The sequence below is a fragment of the Aliiroseovarius sp. S253 genome, assembly GCF_049800855.1.
Taxonomy (GTDB): domain Bacteria; phylum Pseudomonadota; class Alphaproteobacteria; order Rhodobacterales; family Rhodobacteraceae; genus Aliiroseovarius.
The window spans coordinates 2,143,331-2,167,148 of the sequence record NZ_JBNAFW010000001.1; the positions used below are offsets into that span (position 1 = coordinate 2,143,331).

General features: G+C 56.2%; 19 protein-coding genes. 7 read left to right on the forward strand and 12 right to left on the reverse strand.

Translation table 11 applies throughout. The features are described from left to right. Nucleotides 1-4: 4 nt before the first annotated feature. The 7 genes from ACP15F_RS10405 to ACP15F_RS10435 form a co-directional block, all read right to left on the reverse strand. On the reverse strand, nt 5-481 hold the full coding sequence (locus ACP15F_RS10405; RefSeq protein WP_424940723.1) for an invasion associated locus B family protein: 477 nt from the start codon (nt 479-481) through the stop codon (nt 5-7). Nucleotides 482-769: 288 nt separating this feature from the next. Beyond that, complete coding sequence (locus ACP15F_RS10410; protein WP_424940724.1) at nt 770-1,309, reverse strand: DUF3833 domain-containing protein; 540 nt, start codon at nt 1,307-1,309, stop codon at nt 770-772. A gap of 30 nt (nt 1,310-1,339) precedes the next feature. Further along, the gene (locus ACP15F_RS10415; RefSeq protein ID WP_424940725.1) at nt 1,340-1,900 is read right to left on the reverse strand and encodes a DUF3833 domain-containing protein; all 561 of its coding nucleotides are present in this window, start codon (nt 1,898-1,900) and stop codon (nt 1,340-1,342) included. After that, nucleotides 1,897-3,123, reverse strand: a complete 1,227-nt coding sequence (locus tag ACP15F_RS10420) for an MFS transporter (protein WP_424940726.1) — start codon at nt 3,121-3,123, stop codon at nt 1,897-1,899. The genes ACP15F_RS10415 and ACP15F_RS10420 overlap by 4 nt, the downstream gene beginning before the upstream one ends. Next, nucleotides 3,123-3,617 carry a hypothetical protein gene (locus ACP15F_RS10425; protein WP_424940727.1) on the reverse strand — a complete coding sequence of 165 codons (495 nt, stop codon included), beginning with the start codon at nt 3,615-3,617 and terminating at the stop codon, nt 3,123-3,125. Before ACP15F_RS10425 ends, ACP15F_RS10420 begins: the two co-directional genes overlap by 1 nt. Beyond that, entirely contained in the window at nt 3,610-4,767 is a 1,158-nt protein-coding gene (locus ACP15F_RS10430) for a class I SAM-dependent methyltransferase (RefSeq protein ID WP_424940728.1), read from the reverse strand. The genes ACP15F_RS10425 and ACP15F_RS10430 overlap by 8 nt, the downstream gene beginning before the upstream one ends. Next, a complete protein-coding gene (locus ACP15F_RS10435; protein ID WP_424940729.1) occupies nt 4,706-6,049 on the reverse strand; it encodes an NAD(P)/FAD-dependent oxidoreductase in 1,344 nt (447 codons plus the stop codon). The genes ACP15F_RS10430 and ACP15F_RS10435 overlap by 62 nt, the downstream gene beginning before the upstream one ends. A 122-nt stretch (nt 6,050-6,171) precedes the next feature. On the opposite strand from ACP15F_RS10435, the gene ACP15F_RS10440 reads away from it, so the two are divergent. Both ACP15F_RS10440 and ACP15F_RS10445 read left to right on the forward strand, forming a co-directional pair. Next, entirely contained in the window at nt 6,172-6,945 is a 774-nt protein-coding gene (locus tag ACP15F_RS10440; RefSeq protein WP_424940730.1) for a DUF1365 domain-containing protein, read from the forward strand. After that, entirely contained in the window at nt 6,942-7,667 is a 726-nt protein-coding gene (locus ACP15F_RS10445; RefSeq protein WP_424940731.1) for an SDR family NAD(P)-dependent oxidoreductase, read from the forward strand. The genes ACP15F_RS10440 and ACP15F_RS10445 overlap by 4 nt, the downstream gene beginning before the upstream one ends. A 124-nt stretch (nt 7,668-7,791) precedes the next feature. Here ACP15F_RS10445 and ACP15F_RS10450 read toward each other — a convergent pair whose 3' ends face one another. The 3 genes from ACP15F_RS10450 to ACP15F_RS10460 all read right to left on the reverse strand — a co-directional run bounded on the left by ACP15F_RS10450 (nt 7,792) and on the right by ACP15F_RS10460 (nt 9,753). Then, nucleotides 7,792-8,307 (reverse strand): fasciclin domain-containing protein, encoded by a 516-nt coding sequence (locus ACP15F_RS10450; protein ID WP_424940732.1) that lies wholly within the window; start codon nt 8,305-8,307, stop codon nt 7,792-7,794. A gap of 178 nt (nt 8,308-8,485) precedes the next feature. Next, nucleotides 8,486-9,121, reverse strand: a complete 636-nt coding sequence (locus ACP15F_RS10455; RefSeq protein WP_424940733.1) for a ChrR family anti-sigma-E factor — start codon at nt 9,119-9,121, stop codon at nt 8,486-8,488. After that, the gene (locus tag ACP15F_RS10460; protein ID WP_424940734.1) at nt 9,118-9,753 is read right to left on the reverse strand and encodes a sigma-70 family RNA polymerase sigma factor; all 636 of its coding nucleotides are present in this window, start codon (nt 9,751-9,753) and stop codon (nt 9,118-9,120) included. The genes ACP15F_RS10455 and ACP15F_RS10460 overlap by 4 nt, the downstream gene beginning before the upstream one ends. Before the next feature lie 322 nt (nt 9,754-10,075). Between ACP15F_RS10460 and ACP15F_RS10465 the strand changes: the two genes are divergently transcribed. Next, nucleotides 10,076-10,612, forward strand: a complete 537-nt coding sequence (locus ACP15F_RS10465) for a hypothetical protein (RefSeq protein ID WP_424940735.1) — start codon at nt 10,076-10,078, stop codon at nt 10,610-10,612. Here the strand turns inward: ACP15F_RS10465 and ACP15F_RS10470 are convergent. Beyond that, a complete protein-coding gene (locus ACP15F_RS10470) occupies nt 10,609-13,923 on the reverse strand; it encodes a polysaccharide deacetylase family protein (protein WP_424940736.1) in 3,315 nt (1,104 codons plus the stop codon). The two genes, ACP15F_RS10465 and ACP15F_RS10470, sit on opposite strands and share 4 nt — an antisense overlap. Nucleotides 13,924-14,434: 511 nt before the next feature. Between ACP15F_RS10470 and ACP15F_RS10475 the strand changes: the two genes are divergently transcribed. From ACP15F_RS10475 to argE, 4 genes are all read left to right on the forward strand, one after another. Beyond that, complete coding sequence (locus tag ACP15F_RS10475; protein WP_424940737.1) at nt 14,435-16,873, forward strand: DUF3131 domain-containing protein; 2,439 nt, start codon at nt 14,435-14,437, stop codon at nt 16,871-16,873. A 351-nt stretch (nt 16,874-17,224) separates the two neighbouring features. Then, nucleotides 17,225-18,598 (forward strand): aspartate aminotransferase family protein, encoded by a 1,374-nt coding sequence (locus ACP15F_RS10480; RefSeq protein ID WP_424940738.1) that lies wholly within the window; start codon nt 17,225-17,227, stop codon nt 18,596-18,598. A 10-nt stretch (nt 18,599-18,608) separates the two neighbouring features. Continuing rightward, nucleotides 18,609-19,793, forward strand: a complete 1,185-nt coding sequence (locus ACP15F_RS10485; RefSeq protein WP_424940739.1) for a M24 family metallopeptidase — start codon at nt 18,609-18,611, stop codon at nt 19,791-19,793. A gap of 3 nt (nt 19,794-19,796) precedes the next feature. Next, complete coding sequence (gene argE / locus ACP15F_RS10490) at nt 19,797-20,963, forward strand: acetylornithine deacetylase (RefSeq protein ID WP_424940740.1); 1,167 nt, start codon at nt 19,797-19,799, stop codon at nt 20,961-20,963. A 273-nt stretch (nt 20,964-21,236) separates the two neighbouring features. Here argE and ACP15F_RS10495 read toward each other — a convergent pair whose 3' ends face one another. After that, a complete protein-coding gene (locus tag ACP15F_RS10495; protein WP_424940741.1) occupies nt 21,237-23,786 on the reverse strand; it encodes a CARDB domain-containing protein in 2,550 nt (849 codons plus the stop codon). Between the last annotated feature and the right edge of the window lie 32 nt (nt 23,787-23,818).

The following is a 23,818-nucleotide window of genomic DNA, read 5'->3' on the forward strand; positions in this document are numbered from 1 at the left end:
CAACCTATTCAGCCAGTTTGATCGCGTCGAAGCTTTGCGCAAACCCATCAAGTTGAAGGGTAAAGCTTACGTCCTGATCAGGGGCCATCCGGAATGTAAGGGGCTGGGTGCCTCCGGCCAGAAACATGTCCGAAATCTCACCTGAGAATGGCGTGTTTGCATAGCAGGCGGCTGTGTCACAGGTTTCAAGGGCCAAGGTGATGCTGCCAAGGGTTACACCAGACGGGATGTGTACGCCGACGGGCAATTCAACAGACAAAAGTGCATGACCAGGAAGATCCAGCTCTTCCGATGTGACCACGGTGCTGCGCACGATCGGTGCCCCATTTTGAGCGTCCACGACAGTCTGCGTTGCGCGGCACACCAACGCCGCCGAGCGTGAGGCCGATATGCACTGTTCTTGCCAGTTTCGCGCCTCTTGCGCCTGTGCGATCATTGGGAGCGTAGAAACAAGCAGGAAGGTTGCAACGGAACGGATCATCGGGGCCTCTTATCAAGTGTATATCGCGCTGTGCGCATTGTCTGGATTAGAAGGCGAAAAGCCGTTACCCGTGTCAAGCTTTGCCTGCCGCTGCGTATCTATTGTGGGACATTGTGGTGATATGGGTCCAAAACGCCCCGTTCTAGACAAGATTTCCCATTACGACTTGTTAGGATTTGGCCAAGGTAACCGATCACAAGGCTGCGCGCCCAAAGCCGTTCGAACAGCTTTATCGACATTTACCGCGTGTGCGAGATTGTGATCCTTAGTGGCGGCGAGAAACACCACTTATAGCTTCTCGAAAACGATGATGGCTTCACCAATGCGTACCCCATATCGCGACACGTAGGCTCGATTAAGCACTCGATCTTCATTGAGGAGCCACATCCAATCATCAAAATCGACACGCATCGTGCCCTTCCGGACTGGTAGGTCAATGCGATATGTCCAATTGAACGTATCACCATTCTCGCGACCAACGGCGGCGCCCAGAACACCAGGAGCCGTCCCTTCCCAAGTCTCCTCGCCGGTTTTCTCAAGTGTCCAGATGCGCTGCTCGGTTTCGCCGTCGTCATAAGTGAAGTCTTCAACCAACGTCAGCGTCTGGCCATTCCATTCTCCGGTGATCTGAACGTCAAACCGGCGTTGAACCCTTCCGAACAGGTCTTGAAATTGACCACGTGCGACGGATTTTCCGTCGAAGAATTCTTCAAGGTTAAACTCGCGATCTGATAGCGGCTGGTCTTGCAGGTCTGGGCGGCCAGCACATGCCGACAAGGTCACGGTCGCCAGCACCAATCCTGCTATAAAACGTTTCTTCCGTGTCATTATGGTTTGCTCCTTTTGCGCAACAAAGGATCAATAAGGCAGCTCGTCATCCGGGCGCATCGTGGCAACCAGTTCCGCCACCTTGATGCCGAACTTACGCAGCTCCGACTTATTCATGATCACGCCGTTTTCAGTGAGGTACAGCCAGTCCGTGACTGACAAGGTGTGGCCACCGGCCTCTTCCGGCAGCACAATCTGGTATTCCATCTTGATGGTTGATCCTGAAACTGTACCGCGCGCTTCGCCGATGATGTCATCCGCCGTGGCGGTAAATGTGCTGTCTTCGCCCAGCGTCAGAAACCACTTGCGACTTTGCTGTCGTCCATTGGAATAGGTGAATTCTTCGCTCAGCGTTCCGGTGTCACCATCCCATTCGCCTACCATCTTGGCGACAAAGCTGTTGGTCATCTTGCCGGTCGGGCCAAAGATCAGCCCCTCGGATAGGATCGGGCCAGACAGATGCGTCTTAAGCTCAAACTCTGGACCGGTTCCGGCATAGTCATCCGGATCCTGCGCGCGAAAGCTTAGGAATATGGATTTCGCGATCATCGCAAAGACCACAAACAAGGAAAGAACAGTTAGAAGCTTCATGTGGTTTGACCTTCTGACGGGAGCGCAAGGACAAGGGCCATTGCGCCAAGTTTCAGGATACAGGGAATGACGGCATAAGAGATGTTTAGCGTGGTCAGTGCGTAAGTGCTGTTCGACCCGCCGGGTGTGAACCCGCTGCGTTCAAGCAGAGGCAGAACAAGAAACGCGGCCAGCGCTAGGCCCAGTTTTCCAGCGAATGACCAGATACCAAAGGCAAGGGATGGCTCCAGCCCTGCCCGGTTAAGCGCGACCGAAAACATGGCGGGCAAGATCACCATATCCGCCCCCAGTGCCGCTCCAGACGCGATGCAGACCACGGCGAACCCAGAAAGGTTGCCGGGCGCCAGAGAAGCGGCCCCGACGAAGCCAAGGATCGCAAGTGGCATCGCGATCAGCAGGGTGACTTTTGGTCCAGTTCGATGACTTAGCCGCGTCCAAAGAGGAAGGCTTACACCCGCGCTGAGAAAGAACAGGATCAACAGCGGACCAGCCTTACCCGGAAGTTGCAGGCGATCTTCGACGAAGAACAGAAACAGGGTGGATGTGATGGCGACGGGCAGGCTGTTGACGAGCGCAAGCACCAAAAGCCGCATCGCCCCGGATTGGCTGAGGCCAGCAAGCGACAAGGGCTGACCCGGGATCGGTTTGCGCTGCCAAATGGGGAACGAGAGGACGGCGCATGCCACCGCAAGCGTGCCTAGGAACAGTCCAAATGCTGGATAGCCCTGTGCGCTTGCCCCAAAGGCCACGAAGATGGTTGGGACGATAGAGGCCACAACCACTCCGGCCAGCATCCCGCCTTCGCGGAAGGCCGCCATCGTCATCAACGCACGTGGCGTCGGCGTCGCGGCAAGCGTCGCGCTTCGGGCGTAAAGCAGGATCATGCCAAGGCTGTAGGACGAAAAAAGCAACACAAGGATTGCGATGATCTGGGCAACGACATTCGGGCCAGCGTTTAGGGCAAACAGAAGCGGAAAACCAATCGCAAGTCCGAATGCAGCGGTGACCGCGAAGATACTTTGCGCCTGCGACCAGCGGTCGATGGCCCACCCAATCAGCGGATCTTGCACAAGATCAACAAGACGGATCACCAAAAGGATAGCACCCACCGTTCCCAGCCCGATTCCTAGATTAAGCGACGCAAAACGCGGCAGATGGATGTAAAGTGGAATGCCCGCGGCAGCCAACATCAAAGCATAGAGACTGACGCGCGGGTACAGCATCATTCGCCCTTCAGCTTGCCGGTAAAGGACTTCGACCGGGTATTCTCACCCAGAAAAATGCCCATGAAGCGGGATTTGATTTGGGGGTGCGAAAGTGTGCAGGTTCGTTTCCCATTCAGCCAGAATGCGATCTTGTTCTGACCTTGAGATACGGCCGTATAACGGTCCCCTTTGCGAACATCGTCAAAGCAGGTTTCAAGCTGGCCGCGGACTGGCACGCTAGATCCCAAACGCGCAAACTCGCGCATGGTGCTTTCAACCAGATCAAACTCGGTCAGGTTGCGCATGTATTGCAGCTCGAGCCCAAAATCCTTGTTCCAATCCAGGGGCGCCCCGGATTGGGTAAACAACCGCGCTTTATAAAGCGGGAATCCAACAAATCGGAACGTCGCAGCCCCCCTCAGCTCTGCATTCGGCAGCACGGATTCAACTGTGTTCGCCTGCGCGCTTGCAGGAGCCAAAAGCAACCAGAGGAGAGCCAGAAAGCTACGCATGGGCCAGCTCCACCTGGACCACATTGGTGTGACCAACTGCGAACGAGGCAGCGCAGATCTCGAGGTAGTATTGCCAATTGCGGAAAAAGCTTTCGCTATATCCCATCTCGGCAATCCGGCGTTTCTGGGCGCTCAGGCGTTCGGCCCAGATCCGACAGGTTTGGGCGTAGTCCTGACCAAAGGCGAAGTTGTCACGGACCGCAAAACCCGCGTCGTTGGCTTGCTTTTCGATCACGCTATCAGACAGGAGCATGCCGCCGGGAAAGACGTATTGGCGGATGTAATCGGACGAGGTTTTGTAGGTCTCAAAGAAGCTGTCCTTGACGGTGATCGCCTGCAACAGCACACGCCCACCTTCGGCAAGATTACGTTTGAGGGTGGCGAAATAGCTGGGCCAGTAACGCGCACCCACAGCCTCGATCATCTCGATCGAGACAATGTTGTCGTATTGCCCGTCGATGTCGCGATAATCGCGCAGCTGTATGTCGGCACGCCCATCAAGGCGGCATTCGGCATAGCTGTGCTGATTTCGCGAGATCGTGACGCCTGTCACATCCCGACCATTCTGGCTGGCATGTTCCGCGAAACCACCCCAGCCGCAGCCAATTTCCAAAACCCGTTCGCCATCCGCCAGTCTGGAAAGGGCACGGTCGTTCTTTCTGTTCTGCGCGCGCGCCAGATCATTTTCACCGTTTTCAAACAGGCCCGAAGAATAGGTCATGCCGTCATCGAGCCAAAGCGCATAGAACTCGTTTCCGACGTCATAGTGGGACCGGATGTTCTTGCGCGATCCACGACGCGAGTTGGCGCGCATCACTGTATCAACCAACCTGAACTTGGCCTTGTGAAACGGGCTGGCCTGATCATAGGCGCCAAGGTGGTCGCGGTTGTTCATCGCCAGAGCCATCAACCCTTCAACGGACGGTGTGTCCCACATCCCTTGGACATAGGTTTCACCAAGCCCGACCTGCCCATGCGCGGCCATGGCCGACACAGCGGCCCAATCGCGGATCACCATCTCGGCCTCGGGGCCGGATGTGCCAAAGTGATAGCGTTCGCCCTCGGGCGTGCGCAGGGTCAGCTGACCGTCACGCAGACGCTCGCATGTCGACAGAAAGTTCGACTTCAGGGCTTTGTTCGTGAGACGCATGATCCATTCCTTTGAATTGGTGAGAGTTGGTAAGCGCACGGACGATGCGCATAGCGCTGGCGATGCCATCTTCGTGGAAGCCGTGCCGGTTCCAGGCACCCGCGAACCAGGTGTGGTTCTGGCCTTGCATTTGACGGATATCTTGCTGAGCCTTCAGGGCCGCCTTGTCGAATACCGGGTGGTGGAACTCGACCTCGTCATAGATCGCATCCCTCGGGATGGGTTTTGATGGGTTCAGCGTGACGAAAAGTGGGTCGGATTCGGGAATGCCCTGAAGCTTGTTCATCCAATAGGTGACACCAATGTCCCCGTCTTGTGATCTGTATGACCAACTTGACCAAGCGGCTTTGCGACGCGGCATCTGCCCAGTGTCGCAATGAAGAACGGCCGTGTTGGGTTGGTAGCGGATACTGCCAAGGGCAGCGGCCTCGGCTTCGGTGGCATTTTCGCCCAAGATCTTCAACGTCTGGTCAGAATGGCAGGCGAGGATCAACTCGTCGAAGGTCGACAGCTGCGTGTCGCCGGTGTGGATGTGAACGCCGAAATCGTCGCGCTGTACGCGCACAACAGGTGTGTTCGTCCGGATATCACAGCCGCGCGCGACCAGGGCGGCTTCCAGTCTGCGAACATATTCGATGCTGCCGCCCTTGACGGTCCACCATTGGTGTTCGCCCACCCCGGCCAAAAGCGCGTGGTTGCGAAAGAACTGCACCAGTGATTTCGCCGGGAACTGGTCCACCTCGGCCACGGGCGTTGACCAAATCGCGCCACACATCGGCATCAGATAGTTGTTGCGAAACCAGTTCCCCAAGCCCAGCTCATCCACCAGCTCACCGATCGTTTTGTCGTCGTCCTTGGCAGCCTCTTCAGCGCGTTTCCCAAACCGAACGATATCGGCAATCATTTTTAGGAACTGTGGGCGCAGCAGGTTTTCTTTTTGCGCAGTGATAGCGCCAAGTGTGTTCAAACCGTATTCCAGCTGACCGTCATTGATGCTGGCTCCAAAGCTCATCTCGCTTTTGATCACCGGCACATCGAGGTCGCGGAAAAGACGCGTCAGATAGGGATAGGTTACGTAGTTGAAAACGATAAAACCCGTGTCGACCGGTTGGTCTCCGTTCTTACCCGCCATCACGGTACGTGCATGGCCGCCCAAACGCGACGCAGCTTCGAACAATGTGACGTCGTGATAAGGCGCCAAGTAATACGCGGCAGATAGGCCCGAAATGCCGCCGCCTACTATGGCGATCCGTTTGCGGGGGCCGTGGGTTTGATCGTACATTCTGTCCTCGCCTCAGGGATGGTATGAGGGGGTTACGTAAGGCCTTGGCATCTGGATCATTTTTGTTTGGGAAAACTTACGCTTTAAGTGATCCAAACCATTCGCGCGCGCGTAACACCCCCATGATGCTGGAACATATTCAGGCCCAAACCCACCATGCTCGCCGTGGCGCGCTTAAGAACGCGTTCACCTACGGGGTGGATTACGTGCTGACCGATCTTGGCCCCGCCAAACCCCTCCTGATCTCTCGAAATCGCTTTAATCTGTGGTCTTTGTGGGATTACCGCCATGGCGGAAAACGTGACGATGGGCGCGGGGTGGAATGGTTCCGATCCATCCTGGAAGACCGCGGGATGCTGACCGAAAACGCACAGCTTCTGCTGCTCACTCAGCCCAGCTTCCTGTGGTTCCATTTCAATCCGGTCAGCTTCTGGATCGCCGTAGTGGATGGCACACCCCGCGCCTTTGTGGCCGAGGTCAACAGCACCTTCGGACAGCGTCATTGTTACTTCTGTGCGCGTGACGGGTTCGCGCCGATCCGGAAAGGCGACACCCTGATCGCCGAGAAACTTATGCATGTCTCGCCCTTTCAGAAGATCGCGGGTCACTACGAATTCAATTTCGACATGGCGGACGACAAGATCGACATTCGGATTTCCTTCAAGAACGCTGATCATGGTGTATTGGCCACCTTGTCAGGCGAACGCCGTCCCGCGACAAGCGCAACATTGGCATGGGCGGCCATCCGTCGACCATTGGGTGCAGCCAGAGTCGTGGCGCTTATTCATTGGCAAGCGGCAATCCTGTACCTTAAGCGTGCGCCGTTCTTGAAAAAGCAGAAACCGCCTGAAGAGCTTATCAGCGATGGGCATGACCTGCGCGGTGCACGTGAATGACGCATTTTGCTGGCAGAACCTATTGGCTTATCGGGGCCAGCGAAGGCTTGGGACGTGCTTTGGCGAAACGTCTGGATGACGAAGGCGCGCGCGTAATCCTGTCTGCGCGCAATGCGGATCGGCTCGAGGAGCTTAGCGGAACATTACAGAATGCCCGAGTGCTTCCGCTGGACGTTACTGACACAACTGCTGTTCGGGAAGCCGCCGCGTCTGTCGGACCGATAGACGGCGTAATCTACAACGCAGGTGCCTACGAGCCAATGCGCGCGACAGACTGGGACAGCGACGCCGCGCTCAGGATGAGTGACGTCAATTTCACAGGTGCCCTTCGTGTGCTGGGAGAGGTTGTCCCAAGCTTTGTGAAAGACGGACAAGGAGATATCACGTTGGTCGGTTCACTGGCCGGTTATCGCGGTCTGCCTGCCGCGATCGGCTATGGAGCCAGCAAAGCTGCACTTGTCAGCTTGGCCGAGACCATGCGCTTTGACCTAAAAGGGACAGGCGTCACCGTGCGGCTGGTCAATCCCGGATTCATCAAGACCCGCCTGACAAAGAAGAACAACTTTCGTATGCCGATGCTGATGACGCCCGAGCATGCGGCTGAGCGCGTGCTTTCGGCGATGAAGAAACGTCGGTTCCGCACGGATTTCCCTGCTCCGTTTTCTTGGGGAATACGCTGTTTTGAATACCTGCCTGACATCCTATTGTATCGCGGAAAGTAGATCCTCGACCGTCCAGAACAAAGTACCTGCTTCCACTATTGCCATATGAAAATCCGGCGCATTCTCTGATCGAAGGCGCCGGATTGGGGAAGTTGCTCTACCGTGTTGGCAGAGCATCTGGGGATTAGTGACAGGCAGGGCGCGTACCCGGCAGCAGAACTTTATCAACCACATGGATCACGCCATTGTCCGCTTGAATGTCGGCAATCACCACATTGGCCATCTCGCCCGTTCCATCAGCGATCATTACACCGTCCGAACCCGCGGTGATGCACAGGCGTTCGCTTGCCAGGATCGGCTTGAAGTAGTTCGAGCCGGCAGGGATTTGACCAGCCATCAGCTTGCGATCATCGACGTGGTACAGAAGCACGTTGGTCAGCTGTTGCTTGTTCTCGGGTTTCAGCAGCGTTTCAACCGTACCTTCCGGCAGCGCGGCAAAGGCGTCATTGACCGGGGCGTAAACAGTGAATGGGCCCGGGCCCGAGAGGGTCTCGGCCAAGCCTGCTGCTGTAACTGCGGCCACAAGCGTCGAGAAGCGGTCGTCGCCAGCGGCGATATCGACGATGGTGTTGGCATGGGCTGCGACGGCAGAAACGCTCAGGGCAGCGGCTGCAATAGCGGTTTTGAACTTCGATTTCATTTTAGTAACTCCTTGTCGGTGGGCATCTGTCGCCCGGCTTGATTTGATGTTCGTACAAGGGTTACGAAGCTGAACTAACGTTGGATGACCACATCACAGATATGTGATCTAAGCATTTGATATCAAAAATAAACCACCGGAAATCCGGTGGTTTATTGCAGGGCGAGTTGGGGGGAAATCAGATCCGGAATAGCGGTTGTAACAGCCTTGGGATCAGCGCGTTGAAACGCAATCGTGCATCGGTTGCGGCCAGACAGATACAAGCGTCACCCGGATCGGCCACCGGCGTGTGTTCCAGCGTTTCATCGGCGATTTCAATGTCACCCACACCGAAGCGGCCAGTTTCGTCACTGAAGCTGCCTTGGAGGACAAGTGTCATCTCCAATCCATTATGGCTGTGATCTGGAACGGCCTGTCCCGGCGGAATGTAAAGCAGCCTGACCGAGCCATGCGCATCTGCTGACAAGATATCCTGCCGAACGCCCATGCCCAGTTTCTTCCACCTGGGTGCACGGCCTTGCATGACCTCCATGACAGGACCCGGATAAACCCCGTTCCGGTCATAAACCGGTTCCGGTGTAAATGGATCGTCCAATTGCGCAAGAATGCTGTCCTTGAGCGAGGCTGACACCGCCACCGCATTGGTATCTTCCAATACAGCCCCTCCGACTGCCTGATGCGCCTCGAGCGCCACGCGGCACTGCGCGCACAGCGACACATGGCTAGCCACAGCAACAGCAAACGGATGCGGAAGCGTGCCGGCTGCATAAGCCGCCAACATGGTGTCGGGGACATGATGGTTAATGGCACTCATTGTTTGAGGTCCTTCAGCTCGTGTCTCAAGCGTTCCAGCCCTAGCCGGATACGTGACTTGATGGTTCCTAAGGGCAGTCCGGTCTGGGCGCTGATCTCTTGATGAGTCAGCTCACCCAAATAGGCCCTCTCGATAATCTCGCGCTGCTCTGGTTTGAGATTGGCAAGAGCTAGTTTCAGCTGCCCGGCCTCTTGTTCCAGTCCAAGTATTTGGCTGGCATCTGGCTCGAGACCTGGCTCTTCTTTCAGCTCTTCCGGCATCGGCCGATTTTCTTTTCGCGCGATGTCTATGTGGCGGTTACGGGCGATCTGGTAAATCCAGGCAGAAACCTGCGCGCGGTGCGGATCAAAGGACGCCGCCTTGCGCCAAATCGTCAGCATCACATCCTGAACGATCTCCTCAGCCTGAGGCGCTGATGCTCCGGAACGAATGATAAACCCCTTCAGCCGAGGCGCGAAGAAATCAAACAACGCAGAAAATGCAGCACGATCGCGGTTGTCCCGGACTGCAAGCATCCACTTGGTCTGTTGCGAGTAATCGGTTCGACTTTGCGACACAGCTTCTCTTTCGTGGCGAGATCCAGTGCAGATGCTTTTCGCGCAGCTTGGGATATCTAATGTTTGTGTCAACATAGCCTAGTTACGCAGAACTGTGAAATCCGGATCACTTTCTGTCGAAATTAGCATTGAGGCGGCCAAGTATGCCAACGAGCCGCTGGCTACGACGGGTTCCTTCTGGTGAACCGATTATCGCCACGCGAAAGTTCAGACAATAATTTGAAAGCGATCCGCTTCTTGGCCGGTTCGCAACCACTATCAGTACTGAAAACAAACCATGCGCTTCCGGCAATTGGGCGAAAAATCGCGTGGGCCAGAAACACATATAGATTCCGTGATATGAACATATTAATGCTTGAATTCACACCTAAGAGTTGTGCTCGCAAGAGCTGGTCCATTGAAACAACAGAAAACGCAACTATATGCCTGCCCATCGTCCCAATGCCAGGTCAAGGAGATCAGTATGACATTGCCAACAGTGCTGAGGCCCCTTCTTCTTTTGATATTCACGTTCATCGCTTCAACGGCAATGGCGGATTTGACCTGTAAAGGTGACTGGCAAAGCGCGGCTCTGACCAACTATGAAAGCTATCCCGATCCGGGAAGTGTCGAATGCGTCAAATACAATGGCTGCAAATGGGCAGGTCAGTTTTATGGTGTCAGCGGCAAGAAATCCGAAAGCTGGGTGGCCAGCAAAAATATCGCTGCCGTTCACCAAAAGCACTGGAACCGCCTTGGCGGGAAACACCTGCGTTTGCGCCAGGGCAACCGCGAGATCGTTGTTGAGGTGCTTGATCTTTGTGCCGATTCCGACTGCAACGGTTGCTGCACGAAGAACCTTGGCGGCGACGGTTATTTGATCGACATCGAGAAATTCACGATGGGTCGCTTTGGTTCAGGTTCGGGTACGGTCGATTTTCAGGTGTGTAGCTAAGCCTGTCCGCGGGGATCCTCTGCAACCTTGTCAACATGAACAACACGTGCCTGCGCTCTTGAAAGTTCAAGCGCACTAGTCAGATCAATCGACGACGTACGCGTAATCTTTCGCCACCCTGTAAAGCGCCCCGTGACCGCACGCGCGATCGAGCGCAACGCCACCATCCAATAGATCTGACGATAAAAAAACCTTTGGGTCAGAACCCAAGGCAAAAGGCGCTTGTCCTCTTTAGGTTCAAGCCCAAATGCGATGGTCGCAAGAACCAGATCCGAAAGCAGGTAAGCCACATACCCAATTGCGACCAGGATGGACGAGCTTTGAAGCGCTGCCCGGGAACTGTCGGACAGAAGCTCGAAAAGCGCGAACAGATTGAAGATCATGACAAGGTCTGCAATGGGCGCAAACAGGGAAAACACAGCGCCAAACAAGAACAGATCGGGGATCGACACCCATCCAACGGCGCGCCGCTCAAAGAACGCGCCTTTGTGCTTCCATGCAATTTGCAGCATTCCGAAATGCCAGCGCAACCTTTGTCGCATCCACTGCCGGATGGTCTCTGGTGCCTCTGTGAACGCGTGGGCGGCAGGTTCATAGACAACCTTGAAATCATTGCGAATGACCGAGACAGTCAGGTCCGCGTCCTCGACAAGTGTTTGGGTCGTATAGCCACCAGAGGTGATTACCGCTTCGGTGCGCCATGCCCCGATCGAGCCCGGAACCACCATAATCCCGTTCAAAACCTCGTAGGCACGACGGTCCAGATTCTGTGCAGAAATGTATTCGATCGCCTGCAGACGGGTCAGAAGATTGCGCCGGTTCCCAACTTTGACATTCCCCGCGACCGCGCCGATTTCAGGGTCGTTAAAGTGTTTGACCAGCTCTCCAATCGCCTCGGGCGCGATGATCGTATCCGCATCAATGGCGACAAATACCGGAGTTTCGATGTGCCGAATGCCGGTATTAAGTGCTTCGGCCTTGCCCTGATTGTCTTGACGGATCAGTCGGACTCGCGGGTCCGCTCCGAAATGGTCACTGACCACCTGAGCCGTATTGTCGGTCGAGCCGTCATCAATCACGATCACCTGAGCAATCGGGTAAGTTGACTGAAGCACCGATGTTATCGACTTAACAATCACTGTTTCTTCGCAATAGGCGGGGATGAGAACCGAAACTGGCAAGACCGCTTCGCCCGCCTTGTGAACACGCCGCTCCTTGATCAACGCCAAGACCAAAACCGTGAGCGACCGGATCACACCAGCCGTAATTAGCACGAAAAACGCGGTCGTGACGGCGGATTTCAAGCTGCGGATCAGCAAGAAGGAAAGGCCGCTCATCTGATCACCATCGTCCACCACCCTGCCCGGCTGGATGTTGCCGTCATGGCTTGTGACGCTGGCGACCGACACAATGGATATCCCCGCATCCTGGAGCGACTGAATGATCATAGGCAACGCCTTGACCGTTTGTTCACGATCACCACCTGCATCATGCAACAGAACGACGTTGCCTTGATCGGCCTCGGCACGCGAGGTCACGGTGCCCACAATCTCTTCAGCACCCGGACGGGTCCAATCGGTCGAGTCAATCTCGATCCCGACGACGACATAATTCTCGTCCGACAAAAGGCTGAGAACCCGTGCTTCATTCGGCGTTTCGGGGTTTTCATCAAACCCATAGGGCGCGCGGAAAAGATTCGTGCTTTTCCCGGAAACGCTTTCGATCAGCTCTTGCGAGGCATGAAGCTCGAGCTTGAGGCGAAAGTCCGATATCTCGGCGATGTTGGGGTGGAAGAACGTGTGAACACCCAGCTCATGCCCCTCATCGACAATACGGCGTGCGATCTCTGGGTGTTGCTGAACCCGCGTTCCAATCACAAAGAAAACCGCAGGAACATCGTGTTCTTTGAGAATGTCCAAGATCGCCGGCGTGTATTTCGCGCTTGGTCCGTCGTCGAAGGTTAGTATCACCGACCGATCCGGCATGTCGCCACTTTGGGTCACCGTAAACGCCCGTGGAAGGTCCAGATAGGTCGCTTCGACAATGAAGCCACGTTCCGGATCCAGCTGCAAGATACGCCTTCCCGATGCTGCTGAATTATTCCCGGTCAGAAACGGGCCCGCGCCGACATACCTCACATAGGGTGCGGTACTGATCCTTTGCAGCAGCCCCAAAGCGATCTCAGGCTCTGGTAACCCCGGAGAGATGATCTTCCAAACACCGGGGTCTCCGCCTGCAACGGGCCAAAGCGCAATTCCATCCATTTCGCTGAGCGGAAGCCGCGAGAGCTGGTTGTGGGCGCTCAGTGCATCCAAGAGCCAGATGTGATGCCGTTGCCCTTTGTCATCGAGAAAGCGAACCTCTGTGTTCAAGGCGTCCTGATCGATGCGCATGGTGCCGTCATGTTGCAACACTGCCTCGGTGACATCGAAATAATTCAGGTATTCCGGTGCGGATCTGGCACTGATCCAGTCCATTCCAAAACCGCCGATGGCGACGACCACTTTCTCGGACGGCAGATCCGCCAGTAACTTCGATACCTTCGTTTCAAACCAAGCCTGCGGCGCAAGCGGTTCGGGTCCGCTGAAAGGCCCAGGTTCGTTGAAGGCAAGCACAATCATTTTGTCCGCCAGATCAGCCGCATTCGGCTGATCCCAGATCGCATGATCTACACCCGCGATAAGACAGCTGTCTTTATCGGCCTCATCAAGACCAGCCCGCAAAGCTGTCGCGAAACCTGTCAGATCTTGAGCCGCAATTCTGAAGGCACTTGAAAGATCCACGCAAAGCCCGTCGGCGCCTTCAGAAACGACCACGGATTTCAGCGCGTCGATCAGTTCGGTTTGCAGTGCAACTGACGTAAACAAATTCGGCTGCGCCGTTTCTTGAGGAAATTCGATCCGGGCAACTGGAAGGAAACTGACGCGGCCTTTGTTCACCTTCCACAGATCCAAGAGCTTATCCCGATAGAGAGATGGGTGGTTCGTGACAGATCCGGTTGCTCCATCAATCGTGACCCAGTCAGACAGCAACACATCAATCGCATCGATATTTGTTCGGGCCTCTACGACGCCCGCCAACGACCATGACGGAACGAACGCATGCACTTTGGTTGTCTGAACGGTGTAGGTGTCGCCCGGCCTTGCAGCACCTTCCAGGGCATCGGTCCAAAGCTGCGAAGATGACGACTTGGCGTCCTCGCTTTCAATCCCCGACACGTCTGGTAATCCGACGTCTTCAGAGGTTGCCGCCTCGTTCAATACCGCGCCCTCAATCTGAGAAGGCAGTTCGGACCGATGAAGGTGGACCATGAACGACCCAAACCAAACCGCCACAAACACCAAAAACACACCGGACAACACGCTGAAAAAGACGAGCCGATGGGACGTCGGATCGAAGAATACTGGCTTCGCCTTAGGCTTTTCCTTGTTGTCGTTTGGGCTTTTCAATTCAGCTACCTGTATCGCGCCCCGCTATGCGCTGGTGTTTCTTTCAGTCTGACACAGCAAGCAGGTTGAAGGAACGTGTATATGGTCGCAGGTCTGATGGGTGTGACGTCTTGGTTGTTGGCTGCAAAGCCTAAAGCTGCAATGGTGAGCAGAGCGGTAGTTCTAAGGAGTGAAGATGGATCGCCGAACATTTCTCTCTCGCACCATGGCCGGAGGGGCGATTGCATTCACTTCGTCATGGCAAATGGCTCATGCCGCTGCCACGCACCCAAGTCTTCTAATCGTCAGAAACGTGAGCCCACGCAGTTCGGCAAGCGCACTCGTGTCTTTCTTAGACCCAATCACTTCGCAGAACCTTCCCGTTTGCGTCGCGGTGAAATTTGATCAAGAAGAATGGGATAGTGCGGACCAAAACGCCGGTCTGATGGAAGCGCTGCATAAGCTGACCATCGACTATCCCGGCCTGGTCGATTTGGCTATCGAGTTGCCGGGGCTTGCAAGCGAGCTTCCCTATTTGCGTATGCGCTCCGTCAGCGAAGCGCGGAATCGGTTTAGGCGGGCGATAGGAAAAGCCGATGGAAAATACGCACCGCAAACGGTGATTTCAGATCTGCCCGATGGCGAAGTTCCGACGATAGAAGGGTTGCGGTCCGCCGGTATTCTGACCTCTTTCCTGATCGCCAAAAGCGGGCGCACGCCGACGGTTTGGCGGAATGCTGATGGTACTCAACAAGTTAACGGGGGATGGCGCCTTCCCCCCTCGCCTACCTCTAGTGAGATCGCAAACACATTTACTCAGGCGACATCCCAAGATGGACCGTTGGTGTTTGTCGCGTCTTTTCCTGACGACAATACACAAGGGGATGATGTCTTCTTCGATCAAGGCGCTGTCCTCGGCGACACCCTTCGACGCAACCTGATCTCCAGTCGCAACTATTTCATTTTGCCGTCGGAACTTAGGTTCCGATCCGGCGCCGCTTTCGCCCGCAACATGGTTCTCTGCGTCGAAGTGGACGGGTCCGACACAGAAAGCAGCAGCCTCAGGTCGCAACTCGCCGCCGCCAATGTGCCATTCACTGAGCTTTTGCTAACCACGCGATCAGAGAGTATCGCGAACAGTCTGACTGAAAACGGCCCCCATCAATGCCTCATTGTGTCAAACTCGGACACGGACGATTGGCAAGACGTCAGGATGCGCGCGTTCAAGGCCGGCACCAGCGGCTCAGACGAGCCCGTACACTGCATTGCACTTGATCGCGCAGGGGACGGGTCCACAGACGCCCCTGCCCTCGCGGGCTTTGAAGTTATTCTCGACAATGCGGAAACCGAAAAGGGTGACATCGGATTTGATGCTCAGGGGGCGCTTCGTCTGAGATCCTCAATGGTAATCGACTCGCCGATCTCTGCACAGAAGCTTCAGGAAGATGTGCTGCTATCCGCTCCATACAGTGACGACGTCACGCTGCGGATCAAAGAAAGCGCCTTCACGCAGCTTGAAGACGCACAGGCGTTGGTCAAAAGCCTTGTCGAACTGGCGCAGTCAGACCAGTTTCGCGTCTTGGACCTTCAACAGTTTTTCAAAGCCGTTTCGACAAAAAGCGAACCGGCACGGCTTCTTCGATCCGCCAGCCGCTGGCCGGCGCGCATGACCAACGCGGACATGGAAACGAAAGAGCGTGAGCGACTTCTTGAAGACGCCAAGACGGCTTGGTCCTATTTCGAAGGACTGACGGATCCCGACACCGGGCTGGTGCCCGCGACGGCGTGGATTGAAGACGATCAAATCGAAACCTATCGGTTCAGCACGATGTGGGACACGGGAACCCTTCTGTTGGCGATCGTGAGTGCGCATAGCATCGGCATCTTGGACGACGACGCGTTTGAACTGCGCTTGAAGAAAGCCTTGGCTGGGCTTTCGACCGGTACGTTCAACGGGTTGCGGCTGCCCAAGGGGCTGACCTCAACGGATGGAAAAGCCAAGGGCGACGACGACTATAATGCAAGCGACACCGCGAGGCTGCTGACCTCGCTTCACTTGGTCCAATCCTATACAAAACAGGATTTGGGGATCGGCGATATCGTTCGTGGGTGGGACTTGGAGAAAACCATTCAAGACGGAACCCCAATGACGGTGCGCGGTACCAAAATGGTGTCCGCCTATCAGTCCAACTACGCAGGCTACATCGCGCGTGGATTTGCCCTGTGGGGCTATCCGGTGACATCGCCCTACACGGACCCCAGACCCGGATCTCGTTTCGATCAAGGGGTTCAAATTCTGCATGAAATAGCGCAGTTCGGCCCTATCGGCACAGAACCTCATCTTCTCGAAGCAGTGGAACTTGGCACCTCGCCGCGCGCGCGCGCAGCGGCAGAGGCTCTGTTCGCAGCACAGATCGATGAATACCAAGCAACAGGGAAGCTGGTCTGCGTCTCGGAAGGCCCTGTAAACCGAGAGCCGTGGTTCGTATACCAAGGCTATCAGATCGCCGATGACGGGGGGAAATGGACCGCCGAGACCCTTGACCCTTCTCCGCGTTTTCAGACCAAAGGATTTGTCCGGGCTGTCGATATGCTGAACAGCAAAGGCGCATTCCTCTGGAACGCCCACCGACCAAACGACTATACGGATCGCTTGGTCAATCAGGTGCGCGAAAAAGCCACGACAAGTGAACTTGGGTTCAGCCCGGGCGTGTTTTCGGTGACCGGAAAATCGGATCAGGCTTACAGCGACATCAATACGAACGGCGTTATTTTACAGGCACTTGCCTATCAGCTGAACGGCCGCATTCCCTGCGTGAAATGGGTTCGATAGGGTCGCTGCAACTCGATTATGCGAAGTCCGGGAAGCGTGGGAAACACTTGCTTTCAACATGCCAAAAGTAGAGCTCGAAGACCACTGCGTCCCAAAGCAGGCGTGCGCGGATGAGGCCACGATGCTCCGCTTGTAGAACTTCAGACCCGTCGTAAGACGCTTGCAGAATTTATTTGCCGTACAATGCCGTTTTGTGCTTCCATCGCGGTGCTCTGGCAATAAAGGCATTGCGCGCTGCTGTCCGGGTGAGCGGAGCCAATCTGCTCAGATTAAGCCCCTCTGGTTTGATGCGTGCAACAGGCTCCTTTCATGACACCCGGCGGCGCGCCGCCTGAACCTGAAGGGCACTCCATGCTTCACAATGATCAACTTGAACAGTGGGATCGCGAAAACTTCTTTCACCCATCGACACATCTGGCCGAATTCGCGCGGGGCAACGTGCCTCATCGCGTCGTAACTGGCGGCACGGGCTGCCATATCGAGGACCGCGACGGCAACCGGCTGCTGGACGCATTCGCCGGTCTTTACTGTGTGAATGTGGGCTATGGTCGGCCCGAGATCGCCGACGCCATCGCCGATCAGGCCCGCGAGCTGGCTTATTATCATTCCTATGTCGGGCATGGGACCGAGGCGTCGATCACCCTGTCCAAGATGATCCTTGATCGGGCGCCGGACCATATGTCGAAGGTCTATTTCGGTTTGTCCGGCTCGGATGCGAATGAAACCAACATCAAGCTGATCTGGTACTACAACAACATCCTGGGTCGCCCCGAGAAGAAGAAGATCATCTCGCGCTGGCGGGGGTATCATGGGTCCGGGCTGATGACGGGTTCGCTGACCGGGCTTGAACTGTTTCACAACAAATTCGACCTGCCCTTGGCGCAGGTGATCCACACCGAAGCCCCCTATTATTACCGCCGCCCGGATCTGGCGCAAACCGAGGCCCAGTTCGTGGCCCATTGCGTGGCCGAGTTGGAGGCGCTGATCGCGAGAGAAGGCGCAGACACCATTGCCGCCTTCATCGGCGAGCCGGTGCTGGGCACGGGCGGGATCGTGCCGCCACCCGCAGGTTATTGGGAGGCCATCCAAGCCGTACTTGAAAAACACGACATCCTTCTGGTCGCAGACGAGGTCGTCACCGGCTTTGGCCGCTTGGGAACGATGTTCGGGTCCGAGCACTATGGCCTTCGCCCGGACCTGATCACCATCGCCAAGGGGCTGACATCCGCCTATGCGCCGTTGTCTGGGACCATCGTTTCGGACAAGATGTGGAAAGTTCTGGAACAGGGGACGGATGAGAACGGCCCAATCGGCCATGGTTGGACCTATTCCGCCCACCCCATCGGTGCTGCGGCGGGGGTCGCAAACCTGAAACTCATCGACGATCTGGGACTGGTTGAAAACGCCGGGACCGTCGGCGCCTATTTGAACGCCGCCATGCAGGACGCATTGGGGTCACACGCCAATGTCGGCGAAGTCCGCGGTGAAGGTATGCTCTGCGCGGTCGAGTTTGTGGCCGACAAGGACAGCCGCAGCTTCTTTGACGCCAGCGATAAAATTGGCCCGCAGATCGCGGCCAAACTGCTGGAGCAAGACAGCATCATCGCCCGCGCCATGCCGCAGGGCGATATCTTGGGATTTGCCCCGCCGTTCTGCCTGACCAAAGCAGAAGCAGATCAGATTGTGGACGCCACCGCGCGGGCCGTTCACGCGGTTCTGGGGTAAGGAGGTTTCAATGACACACAGCAACGCACCCTTCAGCCAAGCAGAATACCAGCGCCGGATCGCCCTCACCCGCACCGCGATGTTGCAGGCCGGGCTGGAGGCGATCTTTGTCACCGACCCGTCAAACCAAGCGTGGTTGACGGGCTATGACGGCTGGTCTTTCTATGTCCATCAAGGCGTGATCCTGACCCTAGAGGGCGAACCCATTTGGTGGGGGCGCTATATGGACATGATGGGCGGGCGTCGCACCTGCTGGATGAGCCACGACAACATTCTTGGCTATGGCGATCACTTCGTTCAATCAACCGAGATACACCCGATGCAAGACCTCGCCGCGCATCTGAAAGCGCGTGGGCTCAGCAAGGCCCGTATCGGCGTCGAGATGGAGAACTATTACTACTCGGCCAAGGCCCATGCGGTCCTGACCGACGAGCTGCCAGAGGCTAAACTTGTGGATGCGACGGCCTTGGTCAACTGGCAACGGCTGGTCAAGTCCGGGGACGAGATTGCCTTCATCCGCAAAGCCACGCGCATCTCCGACAAGGTCGTGCAGACCGCGATTGACCGCGCTGCACCGGGTGTACGCAAGAACGATCTGGTGGCGGATATCATGCATGCGGGCATCACCGGAGTTGGCGACGATTGGGGCGACTACCCTGCCATCGTCCCGCTGACCCCATCTGGTCTGGATGCGACCGCCGCCCACCTGACGTGGAACGGCGCCCCTATGCGCGAAGGCGAAGCAACCTTCTTTGAACTGTCGGGCTGCTATCGCCGCTATCACGCGCCGCTCTGCCGAACCGTGTTCCTTGGCAAACCCTCGGACGAGATGCTGCGTGCCGAGGGGGCGCAACTGGAAGGCATCGAGGCCGGGCTGAACGCCGCGCGTGCGGGCAATCGCACCTGCGACATCGCCAACGCGTTCATGGATGTCCTTGCCAAACACGGGATCGAGCGGTCGGGCCGTATGGGTTATCCCATCGGCCTCAGCTACCCACCCGATTGGGGCGAGCGCACCGCATCGATCCGCAGCGAGGATGAAACGGTTCTGGAACCCGGAATGGTGTTCCATTTCATGCCAGCGCTTTGGATGGACAGCTGGGGACTTGAAACAACCGAGACCATCCTGATCCGCGAAACCGGTGCGGCCGAGCCGATGTGCAGCATCGACCGCAAGCTCTTTGTGAAAGGCTAACCCATGTTGGAACAGGCGAAGCGCATCCTGAAGGACCTGATCGCCTTTCCGACGGTCTCGGCGGACAGCAATCTGGCGATGATCACCTATATGGCGGATCACCTTGAAGCCTGTGGTGCGCGGGTCGAGATCTTCCAAGATCCCACGGGACAGAAAGCCAACCTTTTTGCCACGCTGGGGCCGGATGTCGACGGCGGGCTGGTCTTGTCCGGACATAGCGACGTGGTGCCGGTCACCGATCAGGACTGGACGTCGGATCCGTTCGAGATGGTCGAACGTGACGGGCGGCTTTACGGGCGTGGCACATGTGACATGAAGGGGTTCATCGCCGCGACTTTGGCGATGGCTCCGCGCTTCGCGCAAACCCCGCGCACGGCACCCATCCACTTCGCCTTCACCTATGACGAAGAAACCGGCTGTATCGGTGCGGAGCATCTGGCCCAATCCCTGACCGAACGTGGCCTGCGCCCCTCCATGGCCATCATCGGCGAACCCACGATGATGCGCATCATTGAAGGCCACAAAGGATGCTTTGAGTACACGACACGATTTCAAGGGCTGGAAGGCCACGGCTCGGCCCCCGATTTGGGGGTGAACGCCGTGGAATACGCGGTCCGCTATGTGGCGCGACTTTTGGAACTACGCGACCAGTTGAAGACGATGGCCCCGAAGGACAGCCCCTTCGATCCACAGTGGACGACGATGAATGTGGGCGCGTTGCATGGCGGCAGCGTCCACAACGTCATCGCCCCGAAAGCACAGGTCGACTGGGAGATGCGGCCGGTTCAAAGCTCGGATGCAACTTTCGTCAAGCAATCCATCGCCAAATATTGCAACGATACGCTTCTGCCCGCCATGCAGGCCGTTCATCCGGACGCCTCGATCGAGACCGAGATCGTCGGAGAGGTCGCGGGGCTAATCCCCGTCGAGGGCAACGAAGCCAAACGGATCCTGTCCGAACTCACGGGGGCCAATTCGGCGGATGTTGTCCCCTTCGGCACCGAAGCCGGGATCTTTCAACAGCTTGGCATGGACGTGGTCGTGTGCGGGCCGGGGAGTATCGAACAGGCCCACAAAGCCGATGAGTACCTTTCGCTCGACCAACTGTCCAAATGCCTTGATCTGTTGGGGAAAATTAATCTGGCTTTTGCGAACAAAGGGCAGGATTGATTGCTTTTCCTTCCCACTGAACACCGACCCAGCTTCCGCTACGCCGGGGCGGATCTGGCTCTGGCCTGCGATGAAGCTTAAAGCGCATTACAGTCTCATCCGAAATGAAACTTCGCGCGTATATTAAAGAAAGCCACCAATAGGCAATTGTCGCAATCATGCGCCTGGATGAATGAACCGCGCCGTTCCTTGTCGGCGGCGCGGTTCTTAAGTTCACCTAAGCCTATGCGGAAACCTCGTTGATTTCAGCGGCAGCGGCCAAGCACCGCCTCCTTAGAAGAACACGGTAGCGTTGTTGTATACCTCGAAAACATTTGTCGCATCGAGTTCCGCAGCGGCTACATTTTCGACCAAGATCGTGCTGTCATCGGCATAAGTGATCAAGGCCCCGTTTGCGGTGTCGACAATGTTTGCCAGTGGATTGAAGGTCCCACTGGAATCGTCATGCGAGACGGTGATCACATCGGTGGTGACATCGAAATCCGTGATGGTGTCGTGGTTGTCGCCATAAACCCCGCCGTAAGGATCCGAGCTTCGGTTGAAAAGAAACTCATCCGCGCCGTCGCCCCCAGTCAGAGTATCATCGCCCAAGAAGCCAGCGATTTGGTCGTTGCCCGCACCGCCGTCGATCGTGTCATCAGCAAACGAGCCAATGACCAGATCATCACCAGCGCCAGCGTTGAACTCTGTCGCGCTACCATGCGTCGCCAGAATTACGTCGTTCCCGGCCGTACCAATGATTTTCTCGACATCAATCAGTGTCGTGACCTGACCATCCACCTGATAGCCAAACTCGCTCGGCGCTGCGATCAGTCGACCGTGGTTGGCCATGTCATTGCTCATGCTAAGATGCAGCGTGCTCCAACCCGAGAAATCGGCAGTGTCTATGCCCGCTCCGCCATTGATGACATCTGCCCCGGCGCTCGCGATGATCAGATCATCCCCGGCACCCGCATTGAACGTCTCGTCCGCTACGGTTCCGGTCAGGCTATCGTTGCCAGTTGTTCCATCAATCTGAGTTCGAGTCAGCGGCACTGCATCGAAAAGAACAATCTTGTTGTCGGACAGATCCGCATCCGGACTGGAGTTGTTTTGGATCTGGGCAATCAGATTGTAATCCCCATCAAGAAGAAGTTTATCGATCGTACGCGTCACGTTGACGGTAATGGTTTCCCCTGCGCCCAAGCTATCGACAAGAGCCGCGCCCAACCAGTCATCCCCATCCGAATGGCTGCCGATCTGATCTTCCGACACGAACAGCTGAACCGAGAAGAACCCGATATCAGAGTTACCCGTATTGCTAATCGTGATTGAAAGGTCGACGGTCGCTTCCCCGTTCAAATCGAAGTCAGATGTGTCGTTGATGACGACGCTGTCCAAGGACAGATTGTGAACGGGCTCTTCAATGGTGATCTGGGTCCAATTGCTGACATTGTCAGTCTCATTGCTTTCGGCGACCGCATCCCCGCTATCGGCCACTGCAGCGACATAATAGGTGCCGGGCGCAAGGCTCGATGCGTCAAGCTGAGCGGTAAGGGTGGCGCCGTCACCTTGATTAAGAAGATAGGTGATGTTCGCCGCCTGCTCGGAAATGACAGACGTCATGTCCGGTGCGGATGCAATGACCAGTTTGTTCTGGGTGACACCAGTTTGCACGACCCCGGTCTGGCTGACATTCCAGCTGAGCGTTGGCGTGTCCGTTGACAAGATCACAGCATCATCGATGGACAAATCAGTTGCTGCGACGTTGGCCTCGGGTGCTTGAACCACTGACGTGGCATCTTGCGAGACGTCCGAAAACTCAAATACTTCAACATCAGAAAACAGGGTGGTTCCATTGGAACTGGTCACCTGAATGGTGTTAGCGTCGATCTGCTCTACGGTGAAATCCTCGCGTCGACCCGAGAAGCGGACCGTATCCGTTCCGTCGCCCCCCAGCACGGTATCGCCATCTCCGTTTCCAGCAGCGCTGAACGCAATATAGTCGTCACCTGCGCCCATATCGAAGGTTTCGGCAACGCTTTCCGGATGGAACACATCATCGCCATCCGTACCGTATGAGGTGCCGCCAATGAAGCGGATCGGGATTTGTGCTGTCACCATATTGTCATCGGTATTTTGCTCCGCCACGGACGGGTTCCAGACGATATAGGTAATGATCTCATAGCTGCCTGCCGGCAGGGATTCAGGCACAGTGTATGTCGCCAACTGGTCAATGCTTTGACCGGCAGCCAGATCAATCGTTGTGGATCCGATCTCAAGATCATCTGCAGATAGGGTTCCATCCGTGCTGAGCACCGTCACGACCTGAACATTCGTCGCATCAATCGTGCCCGGGTTCGACACCGAGATCTGCATCGAGACACTGGCGTCGCCATTCAGATCTTCGTCGGTGTTGATATCCCAATTGGCCAAATTCAGCGTCAAATCTGCGATGCGAGGCACCACAACTTCTGTTGCGGTTTGCGTCATGTCAGCGAACTGAAAAAGCTCGACATTCGTGAATGTATCCGTGCCCTCAGGACCGCTGATCTGGATGGTCTCGGAATCGATCAACGTAACCGTATAATCGTCGCGCGCACCGGAGAACACGGCAGTATCATTACCATCACCGCCATCGATCACGTCATCGCCAAGCCCGCCAATAAGCGTGTCGTTGCCCGTGCCACCTTCCAACAGATCATTGCCGCCAAGACCGTACAGAACGTCATTACCGCCATTGCCTTGAATTGTGTCTGAGGCGTCGGTGCCAGTCAGGACATTGTCCTTGCGATTTCCCTTAATCGCACCCGAACCGCTTCCATTCTTTCCGCCTTTGGGCATGTAAAATCCTCCAACTAAAAATTACCAATACT

Coding starts and splice junctions, on each gene's coding strand:
- ACP15F_RS10495 (WP_424940741.1), bottom strand. CDS start 23,786: ATGCCCAAAGGCGGAAAGAATGGAAGCGGTTCGGGTGCGATTAAGGGA.
- ACP15F_RS10460 (WP_424940734.1), bottom strand. CDS start 9,753: ATGTTGACACAAACATTAGATATCCCAAGCTGCGCGAAAAGCATCTGC.
- ACP15F_RS10440 (WP_424940730.1), top strand. CDS start 6,172: ATGATGCTGGAACATATTCAGGCCCAAACCCACCATGCTCGCCGTGGC.
- ACP15F_RS10405 (WP_424940723.1), bottom strand. CDS start 481: ATGATCCGTTCCGTTGCAACCTTCCTGCTTGTTTCTACGCTCCCAATG.
- argE (WP_424940740.1), top strand. CDS start 19,797: ATGTTGGAACAGGCGAAGCGCATCCTGAAGGACCTGATCGCCTTTCCG.
- ACP15F_RS10430 (WP_424940728.1), bottom strand. CDS start 4,767: ATGCGTCTCACGAACAAAGCCCTGAAGTCGAACTTTCTGTCGACATGC.
- ACP15F_RS10455 (WP_424940733.1), bottom strand. CDS start 9,121: ATGAGTGCCATTAACCATCATGTCCCCGACACCATGTTGGCGGCTTAT.
- ACP15F_RS10410 (WP_424940724.1), bottom strand. CDS start 1,309: ATGACACGGAAGAAACGTTTTATAGCAGGATTGGTGCTGGCGACCGTG.
- ACP15F_RS10420 (WP_424940726.1), bottom strand. CDS start 3,123: ATGCTGTACCCGCGCGTCAGTCTCTATGCTTTGATGTTGGCTGCCGCG.
- ACP15F_RS10480 (WP_424940738.1), top strand. CDS start 17,225: ATGCTTCACAATGATCAACTTGAACAGTGGGATCGCGAAAACTTCTTT.
- ACP15F_RS10435 (WP_424940729.1), bottom strand. CDS start 6,049: ATGTACGATCAAACCCACGGCCCCCGCAAACGGATCGCCATAGTAGGC.
- ACP15F_RS10425 (WP_424940727.1), bottom strand. CDS start 3,617: ATGCGTAGCTTTCTGGCTCTCCTCTGGTTGCTTTTGGCTCCTGCAAGC.
- ACP15F_RS10470 (WP_424940736.1), bottom strand. CDS start 13,923: ATGGTCCACCTTCATCGGTCCGAACTGCCTTCTCAGATTGAGGGCGCG.
- ACP15F_RS10445 (WP_424940731.1), top strand. CDS start 6,942: ATGACGCATTTTGCTGGCAGAACCTATTGGCTTATCGGGGCCAGCGAA.
- ACP15F_RS10485 (WP_424940739.1), top strand. CDS start 18,609: ATGACACACAGCAACGCACCCTTCAGCCAAGCAGAATACCAGCGCCGG.
- ACP15F_RS10415 (WP_424940725.1), bottom strand. CDS start 1,900: ATGAAGCTTCTAACTGTTCTTTCCTTGTTTGTGGTCTTTGCGATGATC.
- ACP15F_RS10450 (WP_424940732.1), bottom strand. CDS start 8,307: ATGAAATCGAAGTTCAAAACCGCTATTGCAGCCGCTGCCCTGAGCGTT.